Annotated in this window: 18 protein-coding genes and 4 pseudogenes; 16 read left to right on the top strand and 6 right to left on the bottom strand. The window is 36.7% G+C overall.

Annotated elements, in window-relative coordinates:
* The first annotated feature begins 37 nt into the window (after nucleotides 1–37).
* Both mltG and CGC50_RS12160 read left to right on the top strand, forming a co-directional pair.
* Nucleotides 38–1096: an endolytic transglycosylase MltG gene (gene mltG, locus CGC50_RS12165; RefSeq protein WP_095911009.1), complete on the top strand. Its 1059-nt coding sequence runs from the start codon at nucleotides 38–40 to the stop codon at nucleotides 1094–1096.
* Between the two features lie 232 nt (nucleotides 1097–1328).
* Nucleotides 1329–1991: a porin family protein gene (locus CGC50_RS12160; protein ID WP_095911008.1), complete on the top strand. Its 663-nt coding sequence runs from the start codon at nucleotides 1329–1331 to the stop codon at nucleotides 1989–1991.
* A 55-nt stretch (nucleotides 1992–2046) separates the two neighbouring features.
* On the opposite strand, the gene CGC50_RS12155 is transcribed toward CGC50_RS12160, so the two are convergent.
* Nucleotides 2047–2568 (bottom strand): ferritin, encoded by a 522-nt coding sequence (locus CGC50_RS12155; protein ID WP_095911007.1) that lies wholly within the window; start codon nucleotides 2566–2568, stop codon nucleotides 2047–2049.
* A 173-nt stretch (nucleotides 2569–2741) separates the two neighbouring features.
* Between CGC50_RS12155 and CGC50_RS12150 the strand changes: the two genes are divergently transcribed.
* Entirely contained in the window at nucleotides 2742–3722 is a 981-nt protein-coding gene (locus CGC50_RS12150; protein ID WP_095911375.1) for a DUF4837 family protein, read from the top strand.
* A 64-nt stretch (nucleotides 3723–3786) separates the two neighbouring features.
* Here CGC50_RS12150 and CGC50_RS12145 read toward each other — a convergent pair whose 3' ends face one another.
* From CGC50_RS12145 to CGC50_RS14210, 3 genes and pseudogenes are all read right to left on the bottom strand, one after another.
* The gene (locus CGC50_RS12145) at nucleotides 3787–4176 is read right to left on the bottom strand and encodes a hypothetical protein (RefSeq protein ID WP_095911006.1); all 390 of its coding nucleotides are present in this window, start codon (nucleotides 4174–4176) and stop codon (nucleotides 3787–3789) included.
* Between the two features lie 128 nt (nucleotides 4177–4304).
* A pseudogene (locus CGC50_RS14215) lies at nucleotides 4305–4850 on the bottom strand (IS630 family transposase); the annotation flags it as partial.
* A 15-nt stretch (nucleotides 4851–4865) separates the two neighbouring features.
* Nucleotides 4866–5345, bottom strand: a complete 480-nt coding sequence (locus CGC50_RS14210) for a helix-turn-helix domain-containing protein (RefSeq protein ID WP_232501580.1) — start codon at nucleotides 5343–5345, stop codon at nucleotides 4866–4868.
* 118 nt (nucleotides 5346–5463) lie between these two features.
* Here CGC50_RS14210 and CGC50_RS12135 point away from each other — a divergent pair, with 118 nt between their 5' ends.
* On the top strand, nucleotides 5464–6096 hold the full coding sequence (locus tag CGC50_RS12135) for an HdeD family acid-resistance protein (RefSeq protein ID WP_095911005.1): 633 nt from the start codon (nucleotides 5464–5466) through the stop codon (nucleotides 6094–6096).
* A 223-nt stretch (nucleotides 6097–6319) separates the two neighbouring features.
* Here the strand turns inward: CGC50_RS12135 and CGC50_RS12130 are convergent, their stop codons facing one another.
* Entirely contained in the window at nucleotides 6320–6502 is a 183-nt protein-coding gene (locus CGC50_RS12130; protein WP_081451922.1) for a hypothetical protein, read from the bottom strand.
* A 614-nt stretch (nucleotides 6503–7116) separates the two neighbouring features.
* Here CGC50_RS12130 and CGC50_RS12120 point away from each other — a divergent pair.
* The 6 genes and pseudogenes from CGC50_RS12120 to CGC50_RS12100 all read left to right on the top strand — a co-directional run bounded on the left by CGC50_RS12120 (nucleotide 7117) and on the right by CGC50_RS12100 (nucleotide 14696).
* On the top strand, nucleotides 7117–7926 hold the full coding sequence (locus tag CGC50_RS12120; RefSeq protein WP_002667649.1) for an enoyl-ACP reductase FabI: 810 nt from the start codon (nucleotides 7117–7119) through the stop codon (nucleotides 7924–7926).
* A 111-nt stretch (nucleotides 7927–8037) separates the two neighbouring features.
* Nucleotides 8038–12039 carry a DEAD/DEAH box helicase gene (locus tag CGC50_RS12115; RefSeq protein ID WP_095911004.1) on the top strand — a complete coding sequence of 1334 codons (4002 nt, stop codon included), beginning with the start codon at nucleotides 8038–8040 and terminating at the stop codon, nucleotides 12037–12039.
* Nucleotides 12036–12698, top strand: a complete 663-nt coding sequence (mnmD, locus tag CGC50_RS12110; RefSeq protein WP_095911003.1) for a tRNA (5-methylaminomethyl-2-thiouridine)(34)-methyltransferase MnmD — start codon at nucleotides 12036–12038, stop codon at nucleotides 12696–12698. Before CGC50_RS12115 ends, mnmD begins: the two co-directional genes overlap by 4 nt.
* Before the next feature lie 52 nt (nucleotides 12699–12750).
* Nucleotides 12751–12855: pseudogene (locus CGC50_RS13715) on the top strand (IS1595 family transposase); the annotation flags it as partial.
* A 159-nt stretch (nucleotides 12856–13014) separates the two neighbouring features.
* A complete protein-coding gene (locus CGC50_RS12105; protein ID WP_095911002.1) occupies nucleotides 13015–13914 on the top strand; it encodes an SH3 domain-containing protein in 900 nt (299 codons plus the stop codon).
* A 161-nt stretch (nucleotides 13915–14075) separates the two neighbouring features.
* Nucleotides 14076–14696, top strand: coding sequence for a toxin-antitoxin system YwqK family antitoxin (locus tag CGC50_RS12100; RefSeq protein ID WP_095911374.1), 621 nt, complete (start codon nucleotides 14076–14078; stop codon nucleotides 14694–14696).
* A gap of 47 nt (nucleotides 14697–14743) precedes the next feature.
* Here CGC50_RS12100 and CGC50_RS12095 read toward each other — a convergent pair.
* Nucleotides 14744–15121, bottom strand: a pseudogene (locus CGC50_RS12095) (conjugal transfer protein TraG); the annotation flags it as partial.
* 46 nt (nucleotides 15122–15167) lie between these two features.
* Between CGC50_RS12095 and CGC50_RS12090 the strand changes: the two are divergent.
* From CGC50_RS12090 to nusA, 6 genes and pseudogenes are all read left to right on the top strand, one after another.
* Nucleotides 15168–15605 carry a transposase gene (locus tag CGC50_RS12090; protein WP_095911001.1) on the top strand — a complete coding sequence of 146 codons (438 nt, stop codon included), beginning with the start codon at nucleotides 15168–15170 and terminating at the stop codon, nucleotides 15603–15605.
* 110 nt (nucleotides 15606–15715) lie between these two features.
* Nucleotides 15716–16171: a hypothetical protein gene (locus CGC50_RS12085; protein WP_157909468.1), complete on the top strand. Its 456-nt coding sequence runs from the start codon at nucleotides 15716–15718 to the stop codon at nucleotides 16169–16171.
* A gap of 229 nt (nucleotides 16172–16400) precedes the next feature.
* The gene (locus tag CGC50_RS12080) at nucleotides 16401–17378 is read left to right on the top strand and encodes a hypothetical protein (protein ID WP_232781138.1); all 978 of its coding nucleotides are present in this window, start codon (nucleotides 16401–16403) and stop codon (nucleotides 17376–17378) included.
* Nucleotides 17379–17545: 167 nt separating this feature from the next.
* Nucleotides 17546–17767 (top strand): annotated as a pseudogene (locus tag CGC50_RS12075) (IS1595 family transposase); the annotation flags it as partial.
* A gap of 145 nt (nucleotides 17768–17912) precedes the next feature.
* Nucleotides 17913–18377: a ribosome assembly cofactor RimP gene (rimP, locus tag CGC50_RS12070; RefSeq protein ID WP_095910999.1), complete on the top strand. Its 465-nt coding sequence runs from the start codon at nucleotides 17913–17915 to the stop codon at nucleotides 18375–18377.
* Between the two features lie 7 nt (nucleotides 18378–18384).
* Nucleotides 18385–19620 (top strand): transcription termination factor NusA, encoded by a 1236-nt coding sequence (gene nusA / locus CGC50_RS12065; protein WP_095910998.1) that lies wholly within the window; start codon nucleotides 18385–18387, stop codon nucleotides 19618–19620.
* The last annotated feature ends 45 nt before the right edge of the window (nucleotides 19621–19665 follow it).

Here is a 19665-nt window from a genome sequence, read left to right as displayed (position 1 = left end):
TTGTACGCAATAAAACTAATATCCTAATCATTATACGATGATAAAAAAAATTCTCAAAATATTCATCTTTTCCCTTCTTTTGGGAGTACTCTTGGCTGGAGGCGCTATCTATTATGTGCTACTCTCTCCCAATACAGATTTCAAGGAAAAGAAGTTCATTCTGTATATCCCTACAGGTAGCTCTTACCAAACGGTCATCGATAGCTTGTATCCGAAGCTCTCTCATGAAAACACTTTCTTCTGGGTGGCTAAGTACATGGGATATACCGAACACGTTCGCCCTGGGCGCTATGTGGTTCATAAGGGAATGAACAACTTGGCTTTAGTACGCATGCTCCGAAATCGTAGTCAGCCTATCAAGGTCTCTTTTAACAATCAGGAGCGCTTACCCCTCTTAGCCGCTCGTATTGCTCAGGAGATTGAAGCTGATAGTGCTTCCCTGATGAAGGCTACCCTCAACCCTTTCTTCCTCTATGAGCATCAGATGGACTCTCTCAATGTATTGGGACTTTTTATCCCCAATACCTATGAGTTTTATTGGAATACCTCTGCCGAGGAGTTCGTCCATAGAATGGGAAAAGAATACAAGGCTTTTTGGAACGATTCCAGAAGAGAAAGGGCGGATTCTTTGGGACTTTCTCCCAAGCAGGTCTCCATTCTTGCCTCTATCGTACAGAAGGAATCGTATAGGGTGAGCGAGCGTCCTACTATCGCAGGGGTATATCTCAATAGGTTACGCCAGAGAATACCTCTTCAGGCCGATCCTACTGTGATTTACGCTATCAAGGAAACTTCAGGCAATTATGATACGATTATCAAGCGGGTCTATCTTAAAGACTTACAAATAGAATCTCCTTATAATACCTACCTACATCCTGGTCTTCCTCCTTCTCCTATATGTATGCCGGATATCTCTTCTATCGATGCCGTACTCCATCCCCAACAACATGATTATATCTTTTTTGTCGCCGATACAGCACGATTAGGCTATCATAAGTTTGCAAAAACTCTTCAAGAGCATAACAAAAACCGCGATGCCTACCGAAAATGGCTTGATCGGAAAACAATGAACAGTAAAGTAAATAGTGAGCAGTAGAGAGACTGTCCAGAAAGTCCAAAACATTATTTTTCAAAATTTTATTCTATCAAAAATCAGTTGTTTTAGATCCTGCTGTAGGGGTGATTTGCAAATCGCCCTTCATGAATAAGACTTTTCGGACAGCCTCTTGGTTCTCTTCCCTACCCTTGTGAATATCTTTTTATTTTTTGTCTTTATTTTTTTATTACTTTTGCGAAATCTTTATCACCAATAACATTTCGATACTTTTATGCACAAGATTTTTTTACTACTAAGTATCTTTTCTCTCCATCTGTACACCCATGCTCAAGAGTTTGATGTAGGGGTCAAGGGAGGAATCAATTATGTTTCTCTCAGAGGAACCACTTCCGAGGTATCTACTTTCAAAAGCAAACTCGGAGTATATGTAGGAGCTTATGGCGAACTCTTCCTTGGGCGTATCTTCTCCCTACAACCCGAAGTACTCTTCTCCAGAGAGGGGGCTCGTTGGCAGCGTGAAGGGCTTCTGCCTTCTGGAGATACCTATAAGGCTTCTCTCAATACGGATTATGTCAATGTCCCTATCTTGGCCAATGTCAAGCTCCATGAGAAATTCTCCCTACAAGCCGGCCCTCAGTTCGGATTCCTTGTAGTAAAACCAGAAATAGGATCTGAAGAACCTATCTTCGGTGGAGAAAACTACTTGGACAAAGGGATCTATCGTACCTTCGACTTCGCTGTTGTCTTAGGATTCAAAATACGCTTTACTGACAATATTGCTGGGGAACTACGCTATACCAACTCCCTGACCAATCTCTTTGATAAAAAACACCCCGCACTTGAGGCTGCTAACTTTGGAAATAATAACAACTTCAGACATTCTTATTTCTCCTTTGGTGTAGAGTATCGTATCAAACAGCTTACTATTTTCTAAACAACAAAGGGAGCCTTCTTCAGGACTCCCTTTGTTTTTCTTTTGTCTCAAGCGATTATGCTCCTACTGGAATACGCTCGTCTATCAGGCGAAGAGCAAACTTGCTTTCTTTCTCATTGACAAAGTCAAACCAAGAAAGAATATCTCGTACCAAACGCTCTTCTTCCAACTGTTCTTCCACAAACCATTGTAGGAAGTGTTCACTGGCATAGTCTTCCTCTTTTCTAGCCAATTTCACAATCGCATTGATAGAATCGGTAACTGCGATCTCATGATCCAAGGTCTTCTCATACACATCTCTCAAGCCTTTGAACTCTTTGGGGATATCCTTCACCTCTGGAGAGAAAGCACGTGCTCCATTGTCATTTAAAAAGTGAAATATCTTTAGCATGTGACCACGCTCCTCTTCAGCATGTTCTAAGAAAAAGGCAGCACTCTTAGGAAAGCCATTCGCTTCACACCATGAGGACATTGCCAAATAAGTAGCACTTGCATGTGCTTCCATTCCTACTTGTTCCTGTAACAACGCTACTACTTTTGCGTTAAGAACAGTCTCTCTTCTTGTTGATTTAGCCATAATTACTATATTGTAAATTCAGGGTGCAAATATATTACTTTTTTGTTGAAAATAAAAACTTTTTTAATTATCATTAATCATTGATTATTAAGATGTTATTTTTTTGTTAAATTATTCATTTTCCTCATTTTTGGAACAATATTAGCTATCTGATGGGAAAATCTATTACCCTTATGAGACATTTCTTGGTATGCCTTTTGACCTCTCTATTACTGATAAGCTGTCATAAAAAGAAAAAAGAACAGTATTTGCCTGATTCTGTGGGAAGTATCAACTCTCTGACTATCGTTATGGATCCGCAACTCTGGAGTGGAGTCGTAGGGGATAGCCTCAGGGAATATTTTGCCTCTCCAGTCGAGGAGATTGCGGGTGCGCGAGAACCTCTCTTTGATATCCAACAGATTCCCTTGGAGGTGTTCGATGGTATGACCCGTGCCGGTAGAAATATCTTGATTGTCTCCACCGATACACGCAATGGATTCGATATCCGCGACTCTCTATATGCCAAGCCTCAGAAAGTCGCTTTTATCATTGGACAAACCACCGATGACCTCATCAGTGAAATACAAAAATATGCCCCTAAGATTATCCATACCTTCAAGGAAAATGAAATGCAAGAGGTCAGAAACCGTTTCCAAAATACGCTCAATAATACCAAGCTAATAGAGAATACTTTAGGAATACAACTCTCTTTTCCTTCTCTGTACAATATTGTCAAACAGGAAAATAACTTCTTTTGGTTAGAAAGAAAAGTCAAGAATGGTACTGCTGATATCCTTATTTATGAAGTCCCTAAAGGAAAAATCTGTACACATAGCAACCTCTGTTCCGAGGATATTATCCAGATGCGTGACTCCATAGGAAAGCGCTATGTGCCAGGCCCTCAGGAAGGTATGTATATGATTACCAGCCCCGCCTTTGCGCCTACCTATACCAAAACCCAGCTCAATGGCTATCCTACTATCGTAAGCAAAGGACTCTGGGAAGTAAAAGATTTTATCTTAGGAGGCCCTTTCTCCAATTATATTATAGAAGACCCTAAGAGAGATCGATGTGTCGTTATCGAAGGCTTTATTGCCGCCCCAGGCACCTCCAAGCGAGACTTACTCTTCGAATTGGAAACAATTATAAAGTCTGTAAGATTTATCTATTGATTACATTGATTAACTGGTTTTTGCAATTTAGCAACACAGCTGAAACATTAGCCTTAAAATTAATTTATCTTATGATGGAAATATCTAATCCTTCAAATGATGTTGTAGCATTTATTTGTATACGATGAGAAGAAGTTTCAATCTTTAATGCGACCACATTTCCAGTTTCATCAAATAAATATCTCATATCAATTATTCTTCCATAGTTTTCTATAGGAGAATGGGACATTATGCAGAAAATATCTTCATCTTCTAAATCAAAATTACAATTTATCTTTGGTGTCTCTACAAGTTTGATGTTACCATCATTAGAAGATATTTCTATTATCTTTCCATTATCCAATTTAAGAAAACACCACCAAAACATAGGTTTAAATACAGATATTTCTCCCTCTCGTTCTACAAATCCCGATAGAAAAATATCTTCAATCAATAGATTATTATATTGCGTCATACATTTACTCTTTATACATAATTCCTAAGTCAAGTCCTTCCCTCTGCTGGTGCGAGCTTTCAGCTCGTGCCTCTATAATTATTTTATCTTTTTACATTGTACTGCTTGGTAATCATTATGATTTATAGTCAAAAAGAAATGGTTTGCGAATTTATCAAACGGAAATTGAGAGTTAGAAGTGACTCTAACTCCTTTTTATAAGTATGTATATTATCAAAGAAATTCCTTATAGCATCTCGGAATTCTGTCTTGTTCCGATAGAAACCCGTATTGATTACTTTTTTTCGTAAGAATTTCCACAAGCGCTCTATTAAATTGAGGTTCGGAGAGTATGGAGGCAAGAAAATTTGCTTAATTCTATTATCTTCTACCCAGTTTTGAAGCTCTTTATTGTGATAATAGCGAACATTATCGGATATAATATAAATATTTTTAGCGTTTGGATGCTTTTTAAGAGCTAATTCGTAAAGTTCTTTTGTTGATTCTGCATTAACGCATTCACAATCAAGAGCTATTACATCTGTAACATCATAAGCATTAAGCAAACCATTGATATTCACTCTATCACGCCCACTAACTGTTGGTTGTTGAAACTCTTTACCTTTCTCTATCCAAGCATAAGTGGAACGGCTGTTGTGTGTAGGATGAACACCATCGGCAAAATACACCACATCCCCTTCTTCCTTTTCTTAAAGAATTTTAGAGAGCGCTTCAGCAAATAGTTTTTGTTTTAAAGGATCCGCCTCACAAGGCACTTCGGTTGTTTTCTTATAGGAAAAACCAATTCTGTTAAGTAAATCAGCCATTCCTTGTGGAGTATAGGTAACTTCAAAAGTGTCTTTAACCCATTGAGATACTTGTTTTGCATCTGTATAAAGATGTGTGCGTAACTCTTGTTTTAAGGATTCTATTTGAAAAATATTAAGCAGACCTTGATAACCTCTATAACGATTCTCAAGGAGTTTATCTAGTCCTCCTTCAAGATATAAGGAACGATAACGATAAATAGTAGAAATATCTATACCCAAGCAATCAGCAACAAAAATAGGAGTATTGCCCATAGAAAGCATCAAAATGCAGGTAACTCGGGCATAATCCGAGCGACCTTGCAAGTTGCGTTGGAGCTTTCTAAGTTCCTCTATTTCTGTTGGTGACAGTGTTAGTTCCATAGACAGTGCAAAGATAATATATCTTTTATTTATTCGCAATTTAAATTTGTTTGAAAATATTTTGCTAATCAAAAAAATATCCTTACATTTGCGTCATTAATTTTTAAATGATAAAGTTATGTTGCATTTTTTCAAATCCATCAGAAGATCAGTAAAACACTGGTACATTCCCCTTATATTAGGGATTTTGTTCATTCTTTGTGGTATAGGGGTAATTATATCACCACAAGATTCTTATCTTACCCTTTCAATACTCTTTAGTCTTTCGTTCTTAGTATCGGGGATAATTGAAACCTTCTTTGCCCTACAGAATACTAAAAATCTTAATGGTTGGGGCTGGTATTTGGTAAGCGGACTTATTTCATTGATAATGGGTATCTTTTTACTTATGTATCCTGCCCTATCAATGTTTATATTACCATTGGTAGTAGGTTTTACGTTGCTATTCCGTTCGTTTGAGCTACTTGGTTTTGCCTTCGAAGAAAAAGAAGCAGGCGTACTGAATTGGGGGAACTTAGCCATAGTGAGCGTATTGAGTATTATCCTCTCGTTCATTTTGATTGCTAATCCTATCTTTACAGGTATCTCATTAGTAGTATTCACAGGTTTAGCATTTATCTCCACAGGTATTTCATCTGTAATACTTTCGTTCAATCTGAAAAAGTTAAAAGGTTCTGCTCAAAAGTTATCAGATGATTTAAAGAACCGCATAGATGACCTCGAAAAAGAAGTGAAAGAAGCTACGAAATAACAGCAAATTAGTAAAATACCACTGGCACAAGTCTATAGTTATACCTATGATTACAGAGCTATAGTGCTTTTTTGCAGAAAATACCTCCAAAGAATTAAATACTCTTTGGAGGTATTATGATTTTATAATTGACGCGCCTACGTCCAATATCCAGCACTCTTTTTAAGAGTTATCTTTATCTTATCTTTTATCTTCAGTAATTGGCATTATTGGCTTTGTGGTATTAAAAGAATACTCCATTGGTAAACCCATACCACCGCAATACCGTTTCGCCCCACAAGAGTATCATCAACCAACTGATAAACATCATCGTAATACCAAACTTGAAGGTGTCGCCCCCACTGCTGGCGCGAGCTTGTAGCTCGTGCCTACTACCCGCTGGCGCAAGCTTGCAGCTTGTGACCAATTCAAAATTCAGAATTCATAATTCCCCTTGATGGGCTAAACGTTCAACAACATATCTGATATATTATTCAAAACTTGAATAAGTGATTTTATACAAATATGAAAAAATATCATAATTAAAATGGAATAATAGGTCTCCAACCTCTAATATTATGACTTTATCATTGATAGATTTCTTAAAGTTCCACTCAATTTTATAACGTTCTAATTCCTTAATAAAAGTATCTATTCCATTGTTTTTTATTTTATTACCACCCGTTGTGCATTTTGATTTAAAAAAATAAAAAAAGTTGTTCATTTGATTAAAAAATCGTATGTTTGATTGAATTCCAAACAATTAAATATAATGAACAACTTGGAGCAAAGTTACAAAAAAATTCTTGAAGTATTATCAATATTCTCTCGAAAGAAACTAAATTAAAAGTAAACGCTATTTAGCTTTAATATCCTCACTGATAATCAATAGGTTTAAAAAATAGCGTCCTAAAGGGACTTCCTATTGAGAGCTGTTTTGAGATAAATTCCTCAAAAAAGTTTAAAGACGTTTTTAAAAAAAATTGTTATTTCAAATAAAATGCTTATTTTTGCACACTAATAATTTAAATACAATAGTATATGTATAATTTATTAAAAGGGAAAAAAGGTATCATCTTTGGTGCCTTGGACGAAAACTCAATAGCTTGGAAAACAGCCGAACGCGTACATGAGGAGGGAGGACAATTTGTCCTTACCAATGCTCCTGTGGCTATGCGTATGGGAAAAATAAACGATTTAGCAGAAAAAACGGGTGCTCAAATAATCCCCGCTGATGCCACCAATATGGAAGACCTACAGAACTTAGTGGTCAAAGCCATGGAAATATTGGGTGGAAAATTGGACTTCGTGCTACACTCTATAGGAATGTCTGTGAATGTTCGTAAGAATATTCCTTACACTGAGTCCAACTATGAGTATTATGCCAAAGGATGGGATGTATCTGCTCTTTCCTTCCACAAGGTATGCCAGACCCTTCACAAGAATGACGCTATGAATCAGTGGGGTAGTATTGTCGCTCTTACTTATATTGCAGCTCAGCGTACTTTCCCTGACTACAATGACATGGCCGACAACAAGGCTTACTTGGAGTCCATAGCTCGTAGCTTTGGATATTTCTACGGAAAAGACAAAAAGGTTCGTATCAATACTATCTCTCAATCTCCTACCGCCACTACTGCTGGTCAAGGGGTGAAAGGTTTTGATGGCTTCATCACCTATGCCAATCTGATGTCTCCTCTGGGCAATGCCACTGCCGAGGATTGTGCTAACTATACAGTAAGTCTCTTCAGCGACCTTACCCGCATGGTTACTATGCAGAACCTATACCACGACGGAGGTTTCTCCAATGTAGGAGTAACTCCAGAGGTTATCGCTTCTATGAACAAATAATCCCTAAAGGATATACTACTAAAAACTATCATTACGAACAATGATAGTTTTTAGTTTTTAGTCGTTATACCCTGACAACTAAAAATTAAAAACTGAAAACTAAAAACTACCATGGAGCCTTTCAGCAAAGAAGTTTTTGATCTATTCCAACAAAAGTTAAAGGTAGGCAACCGGCGTGGTGTCCACCTCAATGCCATTGCCAATAACTCCCGCTATAAGTTCGACCTATCGCGACTTTCGGCTATTTTCAAGAGCCTTCCTGAGCGCTTTGTCTTGGATCTGCTCACCCTGAGAAATCTCAAGTTTTCTTTCTCCCTCTATGATACTCCTTCCACCGATATGGATCATCGTTCCTATAATACAGAATCTCAAGGGAAAAAACTCTTAGAGAGAGAGGACGACAAGGAGCAAAAAGGTAGTCCCAATGAAGGGAAAGATAGAGAAAGTATCTTAGAAAAGCTCTCTACAAGTATGGACAACCTTATTTTTCAGAGTGAGGCTATCTTACAGGAGAGAGGGATCAATGCCTTGGGATTTGGTTTTCCTATCTTGGTCAGAAGAGACCTCACCGATGGTCAGATCACCGTGGCACCTGTTCTTATCTGGTCGGTCAGAATACGTCCCTCTTCTCAGATGAGTACTTGGGAGATCAGCCGAACCGAAGAGGATCCTATCTATATCAATGAGGTTCTGATCAATCACCTACAGAATGACTCCCATATCACCATCCCTCCTATCCCTGAGGAGATGCTCGAAGATGGCAAAATTGATAAAAACGAACTTCACAAACTCTTAACCGAGCTCTTAGCACAGCTCAAAGTCAATCAAAATCTTGATTTCTTGGAGAATAACTATGCCGAAATCTCTCCTATCCGTTCCAAAGCCTATTACGAAGACCTACTCCCTGAAAGAGGACAAGCCCTTATAGAAAAAGCTGGACTATTCTCTCTTTTTGAAGTACAGAAACAAAATATTATCAATGATTACCAGACCCTGAAGGAGAGTTTTGAACCTAAGGAAATAACCCTAAAGGAAGATTTCCAATCTTTTTCCTCTGTAGCTACAGACCCCTCTCAACAGGAAATTTTAGAAGGACTCCGTACTCAATCGCGTATCCTTATACAAGGGCCTCCTGGAACTGGAAAAAGTCAAACCCTCACGGCGCTGCTGGTTAATGCTCTGGAAAACCAACAAAAAACACTGGTCGTTTGTGAGAAACAAACCGCTTTGGAGGTACTCTATAATGCCCTAAAAGAAAAAGGATTAGAAAAATATACTATCCTGATCAAAGACAGCATCACCGACCGAAAATTGGTGGTAGATGCCTTGAGAAACACCTTGGATAGCAATACCTTCAAGAATCCTATAGAACCTTATCCCCTGTCTCTTCAAAAGGAACAAGTGGCAGAAATAAGCGCCCTGAAGAATCAGATCAACCTACACCATTCCTTACTCTTCTCCCCTATCCTTTCCCAAGAGAATTGGACAGACCTCGCCGGAAAAATCCTTGAGTATGAAGGGACAAAAACCTCTATAGACCTCACTTCTCTTCCACTAACCTATCAGGGAGAAGAATATGAGGGTATAAAAAAGATGCTTGAAAAAGCTCAAGAACGCTATATGCCCTTTGCCCCTTATAAGGAAAGCTATCTGTATAATGCCAAGACGCTCATTGAGAAGTCTATTTCTCAAAGCCAACACTATATAGAAGAAGCCTTTGCCTCCTATAGCAGCCAATGGGAGCAGATTCTCTCTATATATCAGGACTATGAAAAAGAATATAAGAGATTGCGCCAAGAAGAGTTCTCTGCTCAGATAGAAACGCTAAATGAATATATCAATGAGATAGAGACTCTTACTGCCATGCTCTCCCCCGATGCTGATCAGTACCATAGAGAAAGAACCAATAGCTTCTTCTACAGAATAGGTGCTTTATTTTCTTCCTCAAAAAAACAAGTCCTTAAGGAGCAGAAAAGGCTTTTATGGCTCTTTCAGGAAATCAAGAAAATAAGTGTCCACCCTAACTTTTCTTTTCTTTTCCTCTCTGATAATTTGTATTCGAACAAAGAAAATATACTTTCCTACCGAGGAGAAATAGAAAAAGCAAAGCAAAACTTCGAAGCAAATGTCTCCCAAGCTTTTGAAGCATTGGATGTATTGAACTTTTTTGAGAAAAAATACACCAACCCTACCTTTGAAAGGCTTCTTAGTGCGATTCACACACTAAAAGAACAGATAAAAAGAGAGCATTATACCTCCTTTATCGATCTAGGAACGACCTTTTTCGAATTTCGAGATAGGATCATAGCGCTCCTTACCCAGCATGCTCAGTACCAAGAAGACAAGAACAATCCCTTCTTGATAGGTTATGAGTGGTTTTCTTTCTATGAGCCTCTAAGTGACTTGCACAAAAAATGTATAGGGCTGCTTGAGAGCGCCAAGGCCAACCATTGGGAGGCTTCTTTCCTATATGCTTACTACAAGGCTTTTTTACTCAAGAAATCAGGAGAAAACCCCGTTTTTCACCCAAGCACTTACGACGAATTAAGGAAGAAATTGAGAGGTTTCTCGCTTTCCCAGACGGAGATAATCCAAAGATATTGGGACAGTGCCCAGCGGCTTGCGGTCAAGAATTTTGAGACCTTGCACAAAGATCTCAGCGTAGCCAATCTATACAACAAGCGTAAGAGTGAAAAGCACAACCGGCTTCCTCTTAGGCAAATAGCCCAAAAAGATATAGACCTACTCACCAGTTTTTTCCCTATTATCCTCACCACTCCCGATACTTGTTGCAACCTTTTCCAAGGAACCTATTTTTACTTTGATTATGTTGTCTTTGATGAGGCCAGTCAGCTGAAATTGGAGGACAACCTACCGGCTATCCTCAAGGGAAAGACTGTAATCATAGCAGGTGATGAACATCAGATGCCTCCAAGCAATTATTTCAGTAAAATCTTCGAAGGCAACTACGAAGATGAGGACGATATGGAGGACGAAGATGACCTCTTGGTCAAGAACTCCCTACTCTCAGTGGAGTCTTTGCTCGATTTTGCTCAAGAATACAAGTATGATAAGCATTATCTAAACTTTCACTATCGTTCCCGACACCCCTTCCTCATTGATTTCTCCAATGTAGCTTTCTACAGAGGGAAATTGCGCCCCATGCCGTCCTTAGCCCAATACACACCTATTGAGTTCTACCAAGTAGGCGGCACTTTTCACGAACATATCAATGAGCAGGAAGCCGAAAAAATCATTGATATTCTGAGAAATATCCCTGAAAAATCCGATGGCACCTATCCTTCTGTAGGAGTTGCCACCTTCAATATCACCCAGCGCAACTTTATCCGAAAGCGCCTCCTTTCCTTGCGCAATGACCCTCGCGAAGAAGCCTTTGCTCAAAAGCTAAGCCTCTTGGAAGAAGCTGGACTCTTTATCAAAAACTTAGAGAATATACAGGGGGATGAGCGTGATATTATCCTTCTCTCAGTAACCTATGGTAAGAAGAAAGATGGCAAGTTCATACAGAGTTTCGGCCCTCTGAACCATCAAAAAGGGTACAAACTCCTCAATGTAATCATCACACGTGCAAAGGAGAAAATATATGTGTGCAACTCCATTCCTCAAGAATTTTTCATGAACTATGCCGAAGCCTTAGCCCAAGAACAGTCCAATAACCGCCGTGCTGTCCTATATGCTTACTTGGCGTACTGCAAAGCCGTTAGTGAGAACAATGAGTCCGAGCGACAGAAGATATTATACTCTCTATCCCTATATGGGAATATAGAAAAAGAGAAGACCTCCTTGGGGCAACTCCTATTCAAAGAAGAAGTATTCTTGTATTTACAAGAAAAATTCCCTTCCCTCTCCCTAAGCAAGGACAAACCTTTTGGAGGATATACCATAGACATCTTTATAGAAAGAGACAAGGGGCAACCCATTGCTATAGAGTGTCTTAGCAAGGAAATCTATCAGAACGAAATGGGATACTTGGAGGATATACACAAGGAGCAAATCCTTGGCAAGGTAGGGGTACTCTATATGCGTATCCATGCTAATATGCCTATAAAAAATTACCTAACAGCCCTTGAAAAACTCTTAGCAAACACATGAACCGAAAAGTCATACTCACTCAAGATGGTTCCTCTACCTTGGAGATAGAAGGATGGGACGAACACTATCATTCCACTCATGGCGCCATCACCGAAGCCTATCATGTATTTATCCACAATGGCTTAGCTCTATTTGAGGGAAAGGAAATACACCTTTTGGAAATAGGATTAGGAACTGGGCTCAATGCTTTTATCACTTTCTTAGAGCATGAGCACTTAGGACAAACTCTCTTTTATGAAGGAGTCGAGGCCTACCCTCTCTCGGAGGAAGAGGTACAAAAACTCAACTATGTCGAGAGGCTACAAGTACCTGACAAAATGGATATTTTTTATAAGATACACCAATCTCCTTGGGGAACATTCCAAAAGCTCAGTGATTCCTTTTCTCTGAAGAAACGACAACAATTCTTTCAGGACATCGACGACAAGGAGCAGTTTGACCTTATTTATTTCGATGCTTTTGGAGCTCGTGTACAGCCCGAACTGTGGACAATGCCTCTCTTTGAGAAAATGTATCAAGCCCTCAGAGAAGGAGGAATCTTGGTCACCTATGCCTCCAAGGGAAGTGCCCGAAGAGCCATGCAAGAGGTGGGATTCCAAGTAGAAAAACTCCCTGGTGCCATGGGAAAAAGAGAGATGGTCAGGGCTTACAAAAAATAAATTGAGGTATCAAAATAATTCCATATATTTGCACTCTGAAAATTAATGTATTATGGAATTATTTAAGGGACAAAGCCTCTTAGAGTTTACTGAACGCTTTAAAACAGACTTAGATTGCGAAGAATATTTAGCTTCTTTAAAGTGGGAAAAAGGGTATTGATGCCATTGGCTGTTTAACAACAGTTAGTGGAGACAATAATGATCCTGTGAAGAACTTATTCAACTCTATAAAATACTGGAATAATGTAAAAATAATTCTTGAAGAAAGAGAAGTAAAAGAATCTAATTGGAATAACAAAAATATAGGAGAAACAAAATGGACTGGAAAATTATAATACTTTTTTTAATAGTAACTTTTAATAGCTATAGTCAAAAGATAGAAGATTATACAATTTTTAAAGACGGCGAAGTTTATATTAACTTCCGTAAATATACGCAAGAAATAATGCCTCAGATAGTTGCTGAATTAGAAAAATACAACTATAAAAAACCTTCTGAAGAGCACTATAAGCAAGTAATAAAATATTTTATCAATAAAGATCTACTACCGCAAAATATAGTGGTGTTGAATGATGATCTCAAGCCATTTATTGCTATTCAAGATAAAGGAATCATATATAAAGAAGGAGATGAAGTAGATGTAGATGGACTTATGTTATTTCATTTTAATCAGTATCTCTTCCATAAAGATCTAAAGTCCTTAGAGTGGCTAAAAGATAATTATGCAGATTTGTTAGGAAGTTTTATAATTTTTTTTGATGTTTATAGAGATAAGACACTACTAAAATGGTATCTTGATAGAAAAATTAATGATGAAACTGCTATACAATCGTTATTTTATTATCGGAAAAATACGCGCCAATTCATAAGAAAAGAGATGGTGTTAGCGGTCGATAAAATGTTACGGGAAACTCCTAACCAACACGATTTTGCTATTAATGCGGCGAAATACTATGTTCAAAGATATTCTCACGACTTCGATAACCCCAAGGAAATAATTGATTTCCTATTTAATTCTTCAAGAGGTTATTATATAGAAGACCCTGATGGTTACTCCAATATAAGGGCGGATAAGAGTACTTCTTCTAAAATTCTAAGTAGAATAAAATCAGGCGAAAAAATAGATGTATTAGATGATACAAGCAATTGGTATTTGATAAAAACTAAAGAAGGATTAAAAGGATATGTACACAAAAGTAGAATAAAAATTAAATAATTTATCCTGAAAACCCTTACCTTCGCAAAACAAACAAACAAGATAGAACAATGAACAATCTACTCACCCATTATCCTGTAAATTGGATTATGATCACAATGATCAGAAGTTTTTTAATAAATATCAGATTGATATAATGCAAAGTGAAACTAAGAAATATTATGCCAAAAAATAAATTATTATATCTGTTTTTTTTTACCTTTTGTGCTTGCAAACCTATAATAATATATAGGTTGCCTCCTGAATATGTAATTATTATAGATAGGAGAGCTACAGGGTATGACATAAGTGTAGATCATTTTGTTAGAGATTATTATTTTAATAGCAACGGAAAATTCCTACGTGTAAATGATACAATAGTACCTTCTGACTATCATATATATAAATGGTTTTATATAGATAATAAAAGAATTGAACTTGAATGTATTAAAATCATAAATGGATATTTAGAAGGCATATATACAATAAATCCAAATATGCCTTTAAAAGAAATCTATTATAAGAAAAGTAAAATGGCGGGAAAATATATAGTATATAATACAGATAGACAAATATTATATCGGACATATTTTACAAATGGGAATGGTTATTGGAAGGATTATTACTATAAAGAAGGTAAAATAAGAGAAGAAGGAAAAGTTGTGAACCACTATAAATACGGCGAATGGAAATATTATAATGAAAATGGAAAAATAGATAGCATTAAAGCATACCAATTAAGCGATTCCATAGATGTTCGATTTCCTCATTGTTTATTTAATAAAAATGAACCTTGCTATTGAGAGAATATGGTTATCCAGTTCAAAGTCAAGCTGACATCCTTTTTTGTTTATTTCCCCTCCTTCTCCACCAAATGCCTCAGCTCAGGGTCATTGGCGATACGTTCTTTTTCGCGTTCAATAATTTCAACGACATCTAACTTTATTTGGCGGTAATTGGCTTCTACCTGTTCTTTGGTGGTGTCGTTGCCATTAGCATCAGTAAAGGAGAGGACTTCAGGGATTTTCTGGTAGGCTTTGGCCTCAGCGGCTACTTTGGCGTTGTCTACAACTATCTGTGCGTGGAATATCTTCTGGTCAATGCGCTCATCAAAGTTGTCAGAGACTGCCCCAACGAACATCCCTTGGGTAAGATTAGCAATCTTGCTGGCAAGGATAAGACTATCCAACTGAGTGGATATAGAAGTAGAAGTATCATTGCGGTTGATGAATTTACCATAGGAGGAAAAGAGGAAGGAAAACAAGGTAGAAGTTATGACACAAAGAAAAAGAAAGTTCTTTGTGCAATGGAACTTACTGACCCAAGGCAAAGTAAAGCGCTTTTATGCATTTAAAATTCCTGACTATTCCTCAAAATCATTACGAACAATATTTGACAAACACATTAGTAAAACAGCACGAGTTACTACTGACCAGTGGAAAGGGTATAAACCTATAAGAGACTTTGATATAACTCAAATTCCTAGTAATAATGGGAAGAATTTTCCTACATTACATAAGGTAATACATCAAGTAAAGTCTTGGATACGAGGTATATATTCTTGGTTTTCAGAGTTTAATATAGACCGATATTTAGCGGAATACAGTTTTAGAATTAATCGCTCACAAAATAAAAATACTATCTTTAACAGATTAATGAAAAGAATTGTAGAACGTTCTCCCATTTCTCAAAGTCAATTAGTATGTAGCTAAATAGACACCTCAAAAATATATTGTAGGACAAGCAGAAGGGAGAGCTATACAAGTGGTTGTTGAGAAAAGAGGTAAAGTAGAAGAATTAAGAACCTTAAAAAATCAATAAGATGAGTAAGATTATAAATTTAGTAACAATTGTTTTGTTATTTATTAGTTGCAACAACACTTCTAAGAAATTAGAGATGCTAAAAGAAGGCACATTTATTTATGAGAGAGAAAGAGTTCTTGAGAAAAAAAATATTACAGTTGAACAATCAAAAATAGAAATGATAAGAGAAACTAAATATGTTGTTGAAGAAAAAGTTATTTACGATAGTTTAGGTATTTTGCAAATATATGATGGTGCTGCAGAGGGTTTTATTATTCACACAAGAAATAAAAGTGATGGAAATATTATATTCAAAAATAGGGGGTATAGTAATAAAATATTAATAAATAGAAAACTGGATTGTCTTATAGATGGGAAAGATACAATTAGAAATTTTGAAGTATTTTTAAAAGATCAACTCATAATGGTCTATCCTAAAGAAGATGATAGAATTTATGTATACAAATTTAAATAATTAATTGAGGCGTCAAAATAATTTCATATATTTGCACTCTGAAAATTAATGTATTATGGAATTATTTAAGGGACAAAGCCTCTTAGAGTTTACTGAACGTTAACAAATTAATGAAAAGAATTGTAGAGCGTTCTCCCGTTTCCCAAAGTCAATTAGTATGTAGCTAAATAGACCCCTCAAAAAATATTTAATCCACGAAGGATTTTCGTATGAATTTAAATTGTAACTTATGAAAAAAATACATTTATTAACTATAATTATTTTAACATTTTTAAGTTGTAAAGAAAGAATAAAAATGGAAAAAATAGCAAATTTATATAAAGAAGTTAAATATCATGAGCAAGCTATTAGTTATCAAGCAGAGTATTTTATAGGAGGTTGTAATTTTGAAATACTAATTAATGGCTTCCCTATTGAGAGATATTATGGATTGGGAAATGGTGCCTTAAGCGCAAGTGTCCCCATAAATACAGAAATTTTAAAGAGTGGTTTACAATCTTGGAAAATTAGAATTTTTCCTATACACATCAATGGAATTCCACAAAAAATAATAGAAGGAGGGGCAAGAGTCCAATTAAAAATACAAGCTATTCGTTTTAAAGATAATGGAGATATTGAAAAGATTTCTACACCTGTGATAGATTTCGAAGCTCCACTAAAAAAAGAAAAAGAAACAGGAAAAAATATATTTGTAGATATGGGAAAACCTTATGTAGAATATTGTGGAACATTTCAGGCTAATGTCCCATATCAATTAAAAGGATGGCAAGATGGAGAAAAATTTGATTTATCTGATAGCTTAAATCTAAAAAAAGAAGTTCTAAACAAGTTTAATGAACTTAGAAATATGATTATCAATAAAGAAGAAAATAAATTTGAAGAGAGTATTTTATATAAAGAAAAAGAAGTAGCTCAAGCTTTATTTATGACAGAAAAAGAAAGTAAGGATATTGCAAAATTTTATACAGCTGCATTTGATGGAACTCTACAGAATTTTAATATGACTTCAATTGATAATGAAGAGTTGGTTTATTATTGTGAAGATAGAGTAGTCACATTATTATTTACAGCAATGAAATGTCCTCGTTGTAAAGGAGAGCCTGTACTAGTAGGAAGATATGAAGAGGAAAATAGAAAAAAAGTAAGAATTTTCCCTATATATTTATATCGCCCAAAAGGTAAAAAAGAATTAGAAGTTATAAGATAAATGAAAGGCACTTACTACAAACCCCGATAGACTTCAAGGCGTTGATAGAGAAACGCGACCTTGCTAAGACCACGTTAGAGACCTCTGTTGATCAGCAACTCTTCCTATTAGCCACAACAGCTTGGGGAGAGTGCAAGTTTGATGAATTTACCATAGGAGGAAAAGAGGAAGGAAAGAATTTTCCTACATTACACAAAGTAATACACCAAGTAAAATCTTGGATAAGAGGTATATATTCTTGGGTATCAGAATTTAACATAGACCGCTATTTAGCTGAGTATAGTTTTAGAATTAATCGCTCACAAAATAAAGATACTATCTTTAACAAATTAATGAAAAGAATTGTAGAACGTTCTCCCGTTTCCCAAAGTCAATTAGTATGTAGCTAAATAGACACCTCAAAAAATAAAAATTCTAACATAAAAATTTTTTTCTAAGAATTATTTGTTTTTTTAATAAATAGTTGTACATTTGCACACGGAATTGGTAATTAAAGAGGTAGAGGGCAGTTAAGTCCTCTTTTTTTATAATAATATGAACTTAAAAGAAAAAGTAAAAGAGCTGATTGATAAGCACTTAGAAGAAAATCCTTCCTTATTTCTTATCGAATATAGCATTGGAAAAGACAACCTTATTAAAGTGATTGTGGATGGAGATCATGGGGTAAATATTGACGATTGTGTCGCTCTAAGTCGCGCTATTGAGCATAATTTAGACCGAGAAGAGGAGGATTTTTCCCTTGAAGTAAGTTCCTGTGGCATATTCGCTCCACTGACCCAAGAGAGACAATATACCAAAAATATAGGTCGCGAAGTAGAAGTAAAGACAGCTACAGCTACCCATATAGGTGTGATCCAAGAGGTAAGTGATGGAAAGATCACCCTACAGGTCACCTCTCGCCAACCCAAACCTCAAGGAAAAGGAAAAATAACTGTAACCGAACAATTTTCTCTCCCTATAGAAGAGATAAAAGAAGCAACATTAAAAATAAAATTTTAGATACTCTATGGAAAATAATCTTGACTTGATTGAATCCTTTTCAGAATTTAGAGACGACAAGCTCATAGACCGTGAAGCCCTTATGTCTATTTTGGACGAGGTGTTCAAAACAGCCTTAAAGAAAAAATATGGTTCTGATGAGAATTTTGATATCATCATCAACCCTGACAAGGGAGATATAGAAATATGGCGCAACCGTATCATCGTGGACGATGGAATGGTAGAGAATCCCAATGCTGAAATCCCCCTAAGCGAAGCCCTCAAGATAGAATCCGATTTCGAGGTAGGGGAAGAAGTCTCTGAAGAAGTAAAGATAAGTCAGCTCGGCCGCCGTGCTATATTAGCCCTGCGCCAAAACCTTATTTCCAAAGTACATGAGTATGACAACAATACTGTTTACAAGAAGTTCAAAGAACTTATAGGAACTATATACACCGCTGAGATACACCATATCAAGGGAAAAACTGTAATTCTTTTGGACGACGAAGGCAATGAGATTCTCCTTCCCAGAGACAAACAGATTCCTTCTGACTTTTTCAAAAAAGGAGAAACAACCAAGGGTATCATAGAATCGGTTGATTTCAAAGGAAATAAACCCTCTATCATTCTCTCAAGAACCTCTCCTGTATTCTTGGAACGCCTTTTCGAACAAGAAATACCCGAAATTGCCGATGGACTTATCACCATCCAGAAAGTGGCTCGTATCCCTGGAGAAAAAGCTAAAATAGCTGTAGATACTTATGATGACCGTATAGACCCTGTAGGGGCTTGCGTGGGAGTCAATGGAGTGCGTATCCGAAGCATCGTTCGCGAATTGGGCAATGAAAATATCGATGTTATCAGCTATTCAAGCAATACCAACCTCTTTATCAGCAAAGCTCTTGCCCCTGCCAAAATTACCTCTATCACAGTCAATGAGGAAACCAAGCGTGCCGAGGTATTATTAGCTTCTGAAGAGGTATCCAAAGCTATTGGTAAGGGCGGAAGCAATATACGCTTAGCTAGCCTACTTACTGGTTACGAAATAGATGTATTCAGGGAAGGGGCTGAAGAAGATGTAGAACTCTCCGAATTCGAGGACGATATAGAACCTTGGGTTATCGAAGAATTCCGCCGTATAGGACTTGATACTGCCAAGAGTGTATTAGAATACAGCGCGGAAGAACTCGAAAAACGTATAGACTTAGAGCGAGAAACTATCGAAGAAGTATTGCGTGTTCTTAGAGAAGAATTCGAAAACTAATATATTTACCATAGAACAATATATACAAATATACACAAACCAACA

Source organism: Capnocytophaga gingivalis, assembly GCF_002302415.1.
In the GTDB taxonomy this organism is placed as follows: Bacteria; Bacteroidota; Bacteroidia; order Flavobacteriales; family Flavobacteriaceae; genus Capnocytophaga; species Capnocytophaga gingivalis.
The sequence above is the reverse complement of the archived record's forward strand: the minus strand, read 5'-3'. Positions and strand labels throughout refer to the sequence as shown.

Excerpts from the sequence above, each read along its gene's own strand:
- mltG (WP_095911009.1), top strand. The coding sequence starts at position 38 with ATGATAAAAAAAATTCTCAAAATATTCATCTTTTCCCTTCTTTTGGGA.
- CGC50_RS12160 (WP_095911008.1), top strand. The coding sequence starts at position 1,329 with ATGCACAAGATTTTTTTACTACTAAGTATCTTTTCTCTCCATCTGTAC.
- CGC50_RS12155 (WP_095911007.1), bottom strand. The coding sequence starts at position 2,568 with ATGGCTAAATCAACAAGAAGAGAGACTGTTCTTAACGCAAAAGTAGTA.
- CGC50_RS12150 (WP_095911375.1), top strand. The coding sequence starts at position 2,742 with ATGAGACATTTCTTGGTATGCCTTTTGACCTCTCTATTACTGATAAGC.
- CGC50_RS12145 (WP_095911006.1), bottom strand. The coding sequence starts at position 4,176 with ATGACGCAATATAATAATCTATTGATTGAAGATATTTTTCTATCGGGA.
- CGC50_RS14210 (WP_232501580.1), bottom strand. The coding sequence starts at position 5,345 with ATGGAACTAACACTGTCACCAACAGAAATAGAGGAACTTAGAAAGCTC.
- CGC50_RS12135 (WP_095911005.1), top strand. The coding sequence starts at position 5,464 with ATGTTGCATTTTTTCAAATCCATCAGAAGATCAGTAAAACACTGGTAC.
- CGC50_RS12120 (WP_002667649.1), top strand. The coding sequence starts at position 7,117 with ATGTATAATTTATTAAAAGGGAAAAAAGGTATCATCTTTGGTGCCTTG.
- CGC50_RS12115 (WP_095911004.1), top strand. The coding sequence starts at position 8,038 with ATGGAGCCTTTCAGCAAAGAAGTTTTTGATCTATTCCAACAAAAGTTA.
- mnmD (WP_095911003.1), top strand. The coding sequence starts at position 12,036 with ATGAACCGAAAAGTCATACTCACTCAAGATGGTTCCTCTACCTTGGAG.
- CGC50_RS12105 (WP_095911002.1), top strand. The coding sequence starts at position 13,015 with ATGGACTGGAAAATTATAATACTTTTTTTAATAGTAACTTTTAATAGC.
- CGC50_RS12100 (WP_095911374.1), top strand. The coding sequence starts at position 14,076 with ATGCCAAAAAATAAATTATTATATCTGTTTTTTTTTACCTTTTGTGCT.
- CGC50_RS12090 (WP_095911001.1), top strand. The coding sequence starts at position 15,168 with ATGACACAAAGAAAAAGAAAGTTCTTTGTGCAATGGAACTTACTGACC.
- CGC50_RS12085 (WP_157909468.1), top strand. The coding sequence starts at position 15,716 with ATGAGTAAGATTATAAATTTAGTAACAATTGTTTTGTTATTTATTAGT.
- CGC50_RS12080 (WP_232781138.1), top strand. The coding sequence starts at position 16,401 with ATGAAAAAAATACATTTATTAACTATAATTATTTTAACATTTTTAAGT.
- rimP (WP_095910999.1), top strand. The coding sequence starts at position 17,913 with ATGAACTTAAAAGAAAAAGTAAAAGAGCTGATTGATAAGCACTTAGAA.
- nusA (WP_095910998.1), top strand. The coding sequence starts at position 18,385 with ATGGAAAATAATCTTGACTTGATTGAATCCTTTTCAGAATTTAGAGAC.